This window comes from Amycolatopsis sp. NPDC003861 (assembly GCF_053605405.1).
This window is the reverse complement of the sequence record NZ_JBSGJD010000077.1, coordinates 26,331-36,482: the sequence shown is the minus strand read 5'-3', so window position 1 is coordinate 36,482 and position 10,152 is coordinate 26,331. Positions and strand designations below refer to the sequence as shown.

The window sequence follows — 10,152 nt, the reverse complement described above, 5'->3', positions numbered from 1 at the left end:
CTCGTCGGTTCCGGCCCCGATCACGCGAGATCCGGCTTCAATCACGCGAGATCCGGTTCTGATCACGCGGGTTCCGGGTTTGTCAGGGGGCCGCGTTCATCAGGTCGAGGGCGCTCTGCTGGCGGGCCGCGTCGGGCTGGTCGAACGGGCCTGCCCACAGCAGCCCGTACGCGTCCGCGCTGTTTCGGTCGTTCGCGTACGCCGCGTTCGCCTGGCGTTGCAGGTACGCCGTGTACGGGTGGTCGGCCAAAGCCGCGTTGAGCGCCGCCAGGTCCCGGACGTACACACCCTTGAAACTCGGGCCGTCGACGCCGCCACCGCCGGCCGTCTCGCCCGGGTCGCGGAGGATGCCGCCCGGGTTCAGGGACGCGTTCGTCGTCGAGGCGTTCGCCATCGCGCGGGCCTTGGTCAGCAGGCTCGCGTCGCCGGTGGCGCGGGACAGTTCGGTGAGCGCCGTCAGGGGCACACCCTGGTTGTACGTCCAGGTCGGCTGGCCGTTGTTCGCGCAGGCCGACGTCAGGCCGTCGTTGACCAGGTTCGAGCCGTTGATCATTCCGCTGCCGGCGAACCAGGTCCAGCCCGCCCGGGCCCGCGCCAGGTACACTGTGTCGCCCGGGATGCGGTTGTGCAGGGCCGCGTTCAGCTGGATGTACAGCGAGTTCGGGATGGCGTTCTTGTAGGTGCGGCTCGTGCTCCACCAGACCCCGCCGCCGCAGACGCCGTCCCAGTACGCGTACATGTGGTCGGCATCGGCGCGGGCCGTGTTGAGGTACTTGCCGTCGCCGGTCAGGTCGTAGGCGTCGACCCACGCGAGGCCCCACCACCCGGTGTCGTCGAGGTAGTCGTTGCGGAAGCTGCCGCCCTGCGCCGAGAGGTTCTTCGTGTACGTCGTGTCGATCGCGTAGCGGTAGCTGCCCATGCCGCTGATCCGGATGTTGTCGATGACCGCGGTGAGCGCGTTGGCCGAGTTCCACCACCCGGTCGTGTCGAACAGGCCGGTGCCCAGGTTGTACCGCTCCATCAGCGCGGTGGCGGCCGCGGTGCGCCGGTCCCAGGCGTTCCACGTCGGGCGGGCCCAGCCGGTGCAGGCGATGCTGCCCGACCCCGCGGGCTGCCCGCACGCGCGCAGCAGGCCGACGCCCTTGTTCGCCCAGTCGTCGGCGTTGTACATCAGCGTCCGCCAGCCCGTCGCGCCGGACGGCGTCGCGGTGTCGCCGAGCTTGCTGCCCGACGCCCAGGTGCGCCCGGCGTCGAACGAGCGGTCCAGCCAGACGTGGTCGCCGGCCGCGCCGCCGGTGATCGCCGCCCAGCCCATGGCGTCGCCGTCGTCGAGGTGCAGGGTGATCCGCCGGCCGCCGACGCCGGCCGAAGCACCTTCGCGATCGCCCGGTGACGAGGCCGGATCCCGTGCGTCGCAGTACTTGTTGCAGATCGTCGCCAGGGGAGCGGCGGACGGCGTCGGTGTCGGTGTGGCCGCGAGGACCACAGTCAGCAGCGGGGCGAGGAAGTGCATCGGCCACCTTCCGCGTCGAAGGGCGATGCTCCTCATTTTCCGGTGCCGATATTATTGGTCCAGTCCTTTCCGGGACAGGTTCCGGACAGGAATTCACGCACTCGGCAGGAGCGGGCGCCGACGCTTGAGCCCGCCGCCCGGCGGGTATCCCGGGCCCATGACGAATCTCGACGACACCACGACCGCGAAGCTCGACGAATTCGTGCTCGCCCGGCTCGCGGAGGACGAAGAGCGCGTCCGGGCCGGCGAACTGCCGCTGATCGACGAGGCCGAACGGCGCGGGCGGCTGCGGATCATGTACGCCGACGACGGCGACGGCTTGCTGCTCGCCGGCGGGCCGGTCGAGGCGATGGAGGACCGGCACCCGGTGCCGTTCGCCGAGAAGGCCGAGTTCCTGCGCCGCGAGATCCGCGACGCCCACGACGACGTGTCCGTCAAGCTCATCGCGTCGGTGTACGAAGCCCACCCGGACTGGCGCGACGAGTGGCGCCCGTGACCTGATGCCCGCGCGGCCGCGGATCTTCGCCGACCGGGAGGACGGCGGGCGACGGCTCGCGGGCGAATTGCGGCTGCGCGACTGGGCTGATCCGGTCGTGCTCGGGCTCGCCCGCGGCGGGGTGCCGGTGGCCGCCGTCGTCGCGCGGCGGCTCGGCGCGGAACTGGACGTCGCGGTCGCCCGCAAGATCGGCGCGCCCGGCCACCGCGAGTTCGGCGTCGGCGCGGTCACCCCGGACGGGCCGGCGATCTACGACGACGCCGGCCTGCGCGCGATGAGACTGACCGCCGCGCGGCTGGCCCGGGCCGAGACCCGGGAGCGGGCGGAGGCGCGCCGCCGGATCGAGCGGTACCGCGCCGGTCGCGAGCCCGCCGGCCTCACCGGCCGTGACGTCGTCCTCGTCGACGACGGGCTGGCGACCGGCGTCACCGCGACGGCTGCGTTGCGTGACGTCCGCGCGGCCCGGCCTCGGACGCTCGTCTTCGCCGCGCCGGTCGCCGCCCCCGGCGCAGCCGCGCGGATCCTGCGCGAAGCGGACGACGTCGTCTGCGTCGCCGAGCCGCCGGAGTTTCGCGCGGTCGGGCAGTGGTACGCCGATTTCCGCCAATTGGGTGACGACGACGTTCTCGCCCTGCTCACCCCGTGACGCCACCCCAAGCACCCCGGATTGACCGGGTGGGTGACGGGGTATCACCCGATGGGGCACCGACCGAAGAGGCGGGAGCGGGATGAGCGAACGGGACGGGCTCGGCGCGGCGGCGCGCGGGCTGCGGCAGTACCTGCTGGCCGTGGCGGCCAAACTGGACGCGCCCGCCTGGTTCTGCGAGGTGGACGTCCCGGCCGGCGCGTATGTCGCGCTGGAGCGGCGGCTCGCCCGGTTCCCGGAGCACGAGACGGCCCTGCTGTGGGACGAACGCGACGGCTGGGCCGCGGCGGTCGAGTCCTCGTGCGGCGACGAAGTCATCGTGCTGGCGTACCTGGGCGAGGACGTCCTGCCGGCCCCGGAAGCGGTGGTGGACTTCGTGGCCGGCCTGTACGGCGAGAAGTACCCGGGCCGGCCCGACCCGCCGGACTTCCGCAGACCCGGCAGCGCCGACGGCTTCGACGACCGCCTGGCCGCCTACGCCGGCGACCCGGTCGGCCAAGCCTGAACCAGCCTGATCAGCGGGCCGGCAGCACGCAGAACTCGTTGCCCTCCGGGTCGGCGAGCACGATCCACGGGTCGTCGGGCGGGTCGTCGAGGACCTTCGCCCCCAGCATCACCAAGCGCTCGACCTCGGCGCGCTGATCTCCTTCGACCGGGGCCAGATCCAGGTGGAGCCGGTTCTTGACGGCCTTCTCCTCCGATAGAGGCTGCCAACAAGTAATCAAGGCAGTCGGCCCCCGGCGGTGCTGCGAACACCAGCCGAGGGCCTTGATCGGAAAGCTGGTTCCGACCCGTGAAGAAGACTACTCAGACCCCCTCGTGGTTGCGTGTCGCCGACGTCGTTTCCTGCCCGCCCTGGTGCAACGTCCGGCACAAGGAACTCCAGGACACCGGAAGTCGGCAGCACTGGTCCCGGCTGCGCCTGCAGTTCGAACCGGTTCTCGCGGAACCGAAGCTCGAACACCTCCACGAGGTCTACGGCGGAACCCAGCTCGTGCCGGTCGAGGTGGTCGTCGACATGAACCAGGGCTTTCGGGACATCGGTCCAGAGATCAACATCTCGCGTGACGGGAGCGAAGATCTCGTGCTCACGGTGGCCGAGGCCGAGCAGGTCGGCCGGATGCTGCTCAAGCTGGCGAAGCAGGCCCGGAAGGCCGAGGGGGTGCAGCGATGAACGAGCCCATCGACGTCGCCGCGTTCGTCGCGCAGCTGGCCGACGACAACCGACTCGCCCGCGAGCTGGACGACTTGGTCGCCCACGACGTCCGGGTCCGCGCCGACGACGCGGTCCTCGCCGAGCTGGAGCCCGCCACGGAAGCACCTCTGCTCGAGCAGCTCGTCGCTCGTGCGCTGTGTGTCTTCCTGGAGGCCCAGCTGCACGGTCTCCACGCCGTGCGCGACGCACCCGAGTACGAAGCGGCGCTGTACAAGACGTTCGGAGAGGTCGCCCTACCGGAGCCAGCGAGGTACGACGAGGCCATCGAGGCGTACCGGCGCCTGATCCAGGAAGACGAGTAGTGCTCCCGGGCGCGGCGGGCCACAGCCCAGCGTCCGGGGCCCGCGGGGGGACCGGTGGTGCCGCACCGGTCCGCGGCCGCGGTGTAACGGCCCGCGTGATCCACGCGACGTGGGCGGACATGAGGTCCAATCGGCTCGCCTGGATCACCGGCGTCGCGCTGCTGCTGCTCGCCGGCGTAACCGTGCTCGGCGCCGTCGGCGCGCTCGTGCCGGACGTCCTCGGCGATCCCGCGGCGCGCGTCGTGTTCGGCGTCGTCGCGCTCGCTGGTCTGGCCGGCGTGGTGGGAACGCTCGTCGAGATCGTCCGTCTCCGCGAGGCCGCCGCCGACGACCGGTAGCCTGGTTGTACCTCTTCGCGGAGGACCGGCCCCGGGTAGCTCCCGGGGCCACGCGGAGAGGCCCCGCGAAGAGGAGTACCCGCCATGCCCTCGGCGATCGGCGACAACCTGCGCCAGATCCGCCACGCCCGCGGCAAGTCGCTCGCCGTCGTGGCCGGCCGCGCGGGCATCTCAGCGTCCTACCTGTCCCGGCTGGAGTCCGGCGACCGCGCCCTCGATCGTCGGTCGCTGATCGTGAGCCTCGCTGACGCGCTGGAGGTCGCGCCGAGCGAGATCACCGGGAGCGCGCTCACCACGCCCGGGGAGCTGGAAGAGGACCGATCGCTGAACGAGGTGCGCCTCGCGCTGCTGGCCGTGAGCATGGGTCAACCGCGCGGCCAGGTCCTCCCCGCCGAGGTCTTGGAACCGCGGGTTACGGCGATCCTCACCGCGCAGCGGGACTGCGACTACGGCCTCGTCGGCGAGAAGCTGCCGGGCCTGATCCGGGACTTGCACAGCACCCTGCAGGCGCACCGCGACGAACGCGCCGTGCTGCGCCTGCTCGTGCTCACCCACGTGCAGGGCACGCAGGCGTGGCTCGGCGACATCGGCGCGAGCCTGGATCTGGCGTGGCAGGCGGCCATGCTCGCCCAGGACGCGGCGCAGCGGCTCGACGAGCCGCTGTTCACGGCCGTGAGCGGGTTCGGCACGGCGTTCGGGCTGCTGGCGGCCGGCGGGTTCGACATGGCCGAGGAGACGTTGCGGACGTCCTCGCCCGGCACCGGGACACCGGAACAGGCGCAGCTGGCGGGCATGCTCACGCTGACGTCGTCACTCGTCTCGGCGGCGCAACGCAACAACACCGAGCGGCTCGCCGCGCTCGACCACGCTACCGACCTCGCCGAGCACACCGGCGAGGGCAACGCCCTGTGGTTCGGGTTCGGCCCGTCGAACGTCGGCGTGTGGCGCATGTCGGTCGCGCTGGAGGCTGGCGAGCACGCCGAGGCCGCGAAGATCGCCGAGACGGTGAATCCGGACGCGCTGCCCTCGCCGACCCGGAAGTCCGCCTACTACCGCGAGTACGGCCGGGCCCTCGCCCGCCTGCCGAAGCGTCGGAACGACGCCGTGCTGATGCTGCGCCAGGCCGAGCTGATCTCGCCCGCGCGGATCCATCGGCACCCGTTCATGCGCTCGATCCTCTCGGAGCTGGTCGCGAAGGCGAAGCGCGACCAGATCGGCCGCGAGCTCCGCGGCATGGCCTACCGGGCCGGCCTGCCCGTGTAGCCCATCCGAGTGTTTGCCTGGGTGGCAAACTCCGACGGCTTCCAGCGCGCACGCTGGCGATCATGAAGTCTCGGGGATGGCAGCGTGAGCGCCTGGTCATGACGGTGGACAGCACCGGCACGGAACTGCCGGTCATCACCGGCGTCACGACCGACCACAGAGGCCGACTGGTCGGTGCGATGGCGATCGGTGACGGCCCGACCGCCGTGCTTGAACCGCCGGACGACGGCAGCGTGCACGGCCAGATCAGCCTCAACGCGATGATGACGCTCCTCGACGTCGAGGAGCTGCGGGCGCGCGTCGAGATCAAGAAGCGGCGGAACCAGCGGTGAGCCCGGGAGAGCAGGGCTGGCAGCTGTTCCGGGCGTTCCGGACGACCGACGCCGAGGGGCGGCCGACGGACCTGCAGTTCGGCCTCGTCGACACGGCGAAGAACGGCACTCAGCCGGCAATCCGGGTCGACGGCAAGACGGCCTTGATGCCGCTGGAGGAGATCGGCGCCGAGCTGCCCGAGGTGATCCGCCGCGTGCTGCTCACTTGGTGGCAGCGAGAGGGCGGACGGTGACCGCCGTGACGGCGCCGGCCGCGAGCGAGTGGGCGGCCCGGTACCACCGCGAGGACAGGCAGATCCACCGCTACCTGAAGGCCGACCTCGCGGACCCCGGCGTCGACTGGCTGGTGCCCGCGCACAGCGCCGATCCGCTGTACCCGGAGCGGCACGCCCGGGTCGAGATCTCGGACCGCCCGGAGCCCGGGAGTGGGCACCACAGGCTGTGTTGCCGCGCGTGCTGGGCGGCTGGCTGATGGCCGTCACCGGGAAAGGCGCCGAGGGCATCGACCTGGCTGCGGCCGCGATGGCTCAACAGATGTCGGCCCAAGTCCGGAACCGGCGCCCCTGCCCCAACCCCGGCACCGACACCGCCTCGGGCGGCGCCACGGAAGAGCCCGAGCAGCCGCCAGCACCGCGGGACCCCTGATCCGCTCGGCCGCCGCAGTGTCCCCGAGCCTGCGGCGGCCGGGCAACCCACGCCGCCCGTCGCGCCGTCCTCCCTCCGTGCGCGGCGGGCGGCTTCGTGTCCTCGCCCTACCCCGCTGGCCGCACGCGCGGCCGGAACGGCTTCGCGCGGGGGAACACCCCGGCGGCTGCTGGCGACGGCTTAGCGAGCCGCTCAGCCGTCGCCAGCTCGGCGCCCGTCAGCCGCCGGTCCGGGCCATCCAATCCAGCTCCTCTGCGATGTCCCACGGCGACGCGTTGGCCGGCGGGGCGAACGTGCCGATGTTCACCGTGGTGGTGCGCCCGCCCCCGCCGCCGCCCGCGGGCGCTGCAGCCGGCGTGACCTGTGCGCCGCTGTTGATCGCCTCCAGCAGCGGGAGGTTTCGTGTGGTAGCAGCGGCGTTGACGATGAACTCCCGATCGCTGATCGCGATGAGGTTCGCGTCGTCCCGCGGTCCGCCGACACCTCGGAAGAGGCCACCGTACGGGAACCGCGGAGCCCCGCCGTTCGCGTAGCCTCCGACCAGGCCGCCGTCCTTGCGCGCGATGGCGGGCCCGGTGAGGCTCGATCCGCGGCCCGACGTGCCGTAGAAGGTGTTCACGGCGATGGTGATCTCGCGATTGCGCAGCTCGTTGATCCGGTCCCGGAGCGCCGCCACCTTCGCTTCCTCGGCCGCGGCGTTCGAGGTGAGCACGATGTTCTTGCCGCCCGGGAGCTGGACGACGGCCTGACCGAGGTTGTTGACGTTGACCTTGAGCCCGGATGCGGTGAGGTCGGCGACGGACATCTTGGAGATGCTCTGCTGCAGGCTGGCCGGCAGCGGCCCGGACCACGAGTTCGCGAGGTTGATCGTCTCGCGGTTCTGCGCCTTGAGCGCGTCGGACACCTTGCCCGACTCGTCGCGGGCCGCCGAGTTCGCGTACGCAGCCTGGTACGCGGCCTGCTCCTGTGCGGCGAATGCCTGCTCGACGCCGAGCAGCGAGCGGGCCTTGTCGTCCTCGGTGGCCTTGCCGTCCTTGGACACCTTGGCGTAGTCGGCGAGCGCCTGCTTCGAGTTCAGCACCGCGCCTCGGTAGCCGAGCTGGGCGTTCTGCTGCGCGTAGATCGCCTGGGTGAGCGCGTTCACTGCGTCCCGGGACCGGTTCTGCGCCTCGGTTGATTGGTCCGTCGCCGCCGCCTCGGCAGCAGTCGCGTCGGTGCTCTCGCGGAACGCGACACCCTTCGCGGCGATCGCGGCCTTGAGGGCGTGCACGGTTGTGGCCGCGTCGGGGTTGGCCTTGGCGTAGGCGTCGAGCTGGCGGTTGACGGCGTCGAGCGCGTCCTTCTCGCCCATCACCGCGGAGGTGACCTGAGGCAGGGCCACGCCGTACTGCTTCGCGAAGTCCAGCAGCGACTTACTGTTGCCGTTGATGGTCTTCTGCGCGAGGTCCTGCGCGACGGATGCGCGGACGTTGTCGTCGATCGCACCCTTCGACGACCGCAGGGCCTCCGTGTACGACCGCTGCGAGGCGTCGAGGGTCGCCGCGGCCTTGGCGGCACGCTCGGCGTCCTGGCCCATGATGAGCAGGGCTACGCCGAGGCCGGCTGTCGCGAGCGTGGCCGGACTCAACGCGCCGGCGGCGAGGCCGGACATGGTCGTCTTGAACTTGCCGCCGATGCCGTCGGCAGCCTTGATCTTGTCGCCGAGCCCCTTGAAGCTGGCGCCAGCGTCCACCCCGAACTTGCTCAAGATCAGCCCGGCCGCGCCGATCCCGCCGACGAACTGCGTCACCTGGGGCGGGAGCGCGGACACCGCGGTGAGCACGCCGTGCAGCACGGTCGCCAGGCCGGAGCCCGCCGACGAGAACCCCTGCAGCACCCCGAGGGCGCCGGAGCCCTGCGAAGTGAGGTCGACCAGGCCGCCGGTCACCTCGTCGACGATCACGAACAGCGACCGCAGCGGGCCGGCCGATCCGGTGGCCACGTTGGCGAACAGGGAGCCCAGGCGCGCTTCGACGGTGCGGACGATGCCGCCGAGGGTGCTTAGTCCGTCGCCTGCGCCCTGGGCGCCTCGTGAGGCGTTCGAGGCGAACTCGCTGATGCCCTGCCCGGCCTGGGCCGCGAACGACCGTAGGCCTTGGAACACGGGCCCAGCGGCACGGACGGCGGTGACCACGCCCGGCATGGCGTTCTCACCGAGGTCGGTCGCCGCGCCCGTCAGCTGGCGGATCTGGGGCGCGGACGCCTGTACCGCGGACGTGACCAGCGGGCGGAGCCGCACCCAGGCCGCCCCCACGTCGTCGATGGCGCCTACGACGTCGTCCTGCAGCGGCTCGGACATCGTTTCGGCGTCGCTCTTGAACTGCGACGACAGCACGCTGAGCCGGGCCTGCACGGCGTCCGACTTCGCGACGGCGGCCACCCCGAAAGCCGCGAACCCGGCCGTCATCAGCACGAGGCTCCCGGCCACGGCGACCGAACCGATGGCGGCCGCGGCCGGGAGCCCCACGGTGAGGCCGGCGAACTTCATGCCGTTGAAGTTCTTCTCGGCCTTGGTGGCCGCGTCCTTTGTGGACCGGTCGACCTTCTTGCCGGACTTCTCGGCCTCGTCGCCGATGTCCTCGAGATCCCGCTTCGCGGCGGCCTTGCCCCGGTCCCAGTCGGCCTTGTTCATCTTGAGGTAGGCGACGAGCTCGCCGATGTTCAACGCCAAGGCGGCTACCTCCGGTTCGGGTCAGGCGGCGGGGGCGGCGGGAAGAAGTGGCGGTGTACGCGGGTCTCGGCCCCGAACAGGCCGGCGATCCGCGTGCTGAGCCACCGCCAGGAACGGGCGTGCATGAGCACCCGGTCGCCGACGTCGAGGCCGTAGGTCTCGTGCAGGTCGGCCTCGATCAAGAGCCACTGGTCCAGAAGCTCTGGCCAGCTCGGGCCTACCGCTTCGTTGAGGGCTTCTTGCGGGACGTCGTACCAGCGGTGGAGGCCCGATGCCGCGTCGTAGTCGCCCCGGCCCGTGACGCGCGGGTGCCGCGTCCGTTCGGACTCGGGGCGGGGGCTTCCCCCGAGAGGGCACCGGACGTCATCGCGTGGTCGGCGACCTCTTCGCCGAGGGTGAAGAACAGCAGCGCGTACCGCGCGATCCGCTGGATCTTGATCCAGGAGACGCCGCCGGCCACCATCTCGTCCAGGGCGGAGCCAAGCACGAGGGAGACGTAATCCCGCTTGTCGTCGGCGAGCGCCTGCGCGGCTTCTTCGGTGATCTCGACGTCCTCGCTGATCAGGTAGACGCTCATCAGCTTGAGGCCCGTCAGGGCGTCCGGCGAGGGGATCCGGTAGGTCGTCCCGTCGACGGGGACGTGCAGCGCGTCATCGGCCAGGTAGGCCGACAGGTCTTTGACCGTCACGTG

General features: G+C 71.6%; 15 protein-coding genes. 10 read left to right on the top strand and 5 right to left on the bottom strand.

Features of this window, described 5'->3' with window-relative positions; translation table 11 throughout:
• Window positions 1–82: 82 nt before the first annotated feature.
• Complete coding sequence (locus tag ACWEVN_RS20685; RefSeq protein WP_452052335.1) at window positions 83–1,513, bottom strand: glycoside hydrolase family 76 protein; 1,431 nt, start codon at window positions 1,511–1,513, stop codon at window positions 83–85.
• A gap of 157 nt (window positions 1,514–1,670) precedes the next feature.
• Between ACWEVN_RS20685 and ACWEVN_RS20680 the strand changes: the two genes are divergently transcribed.
• The 3 genes from ACWEVN_RS20680 (at window position 1,671) to ACWEVN_RS20670 (ending at window position 3,160) form a co-directional block, all read left to right on the top strand.
• The gene (locus ACWEVN_RS20680; RefSeq protein ID WP_449678420.1) at window positions 1,671–2,009 is read left to right on the top strand and encodes a hypothetical protein; all 339 of its coding nucleotides are present in this window, start codon (window positions 1,671–1,673) and stop codon (window positions 2,007–2,009) included.
• A 4-nt stretch (window positions 2,010–2,013) separates the two neighbouring features.
• Entirely contained in the window at window positions 2,014–2,655 is a 642-nt protein-coding gene (locus ACWEVN_RS20675) for a phosphoribosyltransferase (RefSeq protein ID WP_452052334.1), read from the top strand.
• Between the two features lie 82 nt (window positions 2,656–2,737).
• The gene (locus ACWEVN_RS20670) at window positions 2,738–3,160 is read left to right on the top strand and encodes a DUF6292 family protein (protein ID WP_452052333.1); all 423 of its coding nucleotides are present in this window, start codon (window positions 2,738–2,740) and stop codon (window positions 3,158–3,160) included.
• A gap of 10 nt (window positions 3,161–3,170) precedes the next feature.
• On the opposite strand, the gene ACWEVN_RS20665 is transcribed toward ACWEVN_RS20670, so the two are convergent.
• Window positions 3,171–3,428: a VOC family protein gene (locus ACWEVN_RS20665; protein WP_452052336.1), complete on the bottom strand. Its 258-nt coding sequence runs from the start codon at window positions 3,426–3,428 to the stop codon at window positions 3,171–3,173.
• Between the two features lie 20 nt (window positions 3,429–3,448).
• Here ACWEVN_RS20665 and ACWEVN_RS20660 point away from each other — a divergent pair, with 20 nt between their 5' ends.
• The 7 genes from ACWEVN_RS20660 to ACWEVN_RS20630 all read left to right on the top strand — a co-directional run bounded on the left by ACWEVN_RS20660 (window position 3,449) and on the right by ACWEVN_RS20630 (window position 6,578).
• Entirely contained in the window at window positions 3,449–3,829 is a 381-nt protein-coding gene (locus tag ACWEVN_RS20660) for a DUF6907 domain-containing protein (protein ID WP_452052332.1), read from the top strand.
• Window positions 3,826–4,173, top strand: coding sequence for a hypothetical protein (locus tag ACWEVN_RS20655; protein ID WP_452052331.1), 348 nt, complete (start codon window positions 3,826–3,828; stop codon window positions 4,171–4,173). The genes ACWEVN_RS20660 and ACWEVN_RS20655 overlap by 4 nt, the downstream gene beginning before the upstream one ends.
• 119 nt (window positions 4,174–4,292) lie before the next feature.
• Entirely contained in the window at window positions 4,293–4,511 is a 219-nt protein-coding gene (locus ACWEVN_RS20650; RefSeq protein ID WP_452052330.1) for a hypothetical protein, read from the top strand.
• 84 nt (window positions 4,512–4,595) lie between these two features.
• Entirely contained in the window at window positions 4,596–5,774 is a 1,179-nt protein-coding gene (locus ACWEVN_RS20645) for a helix-turn-helix domain-containing protein (RefSeq protein ID WP_452052329.1), read from the top strand.
• 62 nt (window positions 5,775–5,836) lie between these two features.
• Complete coding sequence (locus tag ACWEVN_RS20640) at window positions 5,837–6,106, top strand: hypothetical protein (RefSeq protein ID WP_143060698.1); 270 nt, start codon at window positions 5,837–5,839, stop codon at window positions 6,104–6,106.
• A complete protein-coding gene (locus ACWEVN_RS20635; protein ID WP_452052328.1) occupies window positions 6,103–6,339 on the top strand; it encodes a hypothetical protein in 237 nt (78 codons plus the stop codon). The genes ACWEVN_RS20640 and ACWEVN_RS20635 overlap by 4 nt, the downstream gene beginning before the upstream one ends.
• Window positions 6,336–6,578: a hypothetical protein gene (locus ACWEVN_RS20630; RefSeq protein ID WP_452052327.1), complete on the top strand. Its 243-nt coding sequence runs from the start codon at window positions 6,336–6,338 to the stop codon at window positions 6,576–6,578. Before ACWEVN_RS20635 ends, ACWEVN_RS20630 begins: the two co-directional genes overlap by 4 nt.
• Before the next feature lie 390 nt (window positions 6,579–6,968).
• Here the strand turns inward: ACWEVN_RS20630 and ACWEVN_RS20625 are convergent, their stop codons facing one another.
• From ACWEVN_RS20625 to ACWEVN_RS20615, 3 genes are read right to left on the bottom strand one after another with little or no spacing between them, the layout of a single operon-like run.
• Entirely contained in the window at window positions 6,969–9,461 is a 2,493-nt protein-coding gene (locus ACWEVN_RS20625; RefSeq protein ID WP_452052326.1) for a hypothetical protein, read from the bottom strand.
• A gap of 5 nt (window positions 9,462–9,466) precedes the next feature.
• The gene (locus ACWEVN_RS20620; protein WP_452052325.1) at window positions 9,467–9,643 is read right to left on the bottom strand and encodes a hypothetical protein; all 177 of its coding nucleotides are present in this window, start codon (window positions 9,641–9,643) and stop codon (window positions 9,467–9,469) included.
• A gap of 35 nt (window positions 9,644–9,678) precedes the next feature.
• On the bottom strand, window positions 9,679–10,149 hold the full coding sequence (locus ACWEVN_RS20615) for a DUF7426 family protein (protein WP_452052324.1): 471 nt from the start codon (window positions 10,147–10,149) through the stop codon (window positions 9,679–9,681).
• Between the last annotated feature and the right edge of the window lie 3 nt (window positions 10,150–10,152).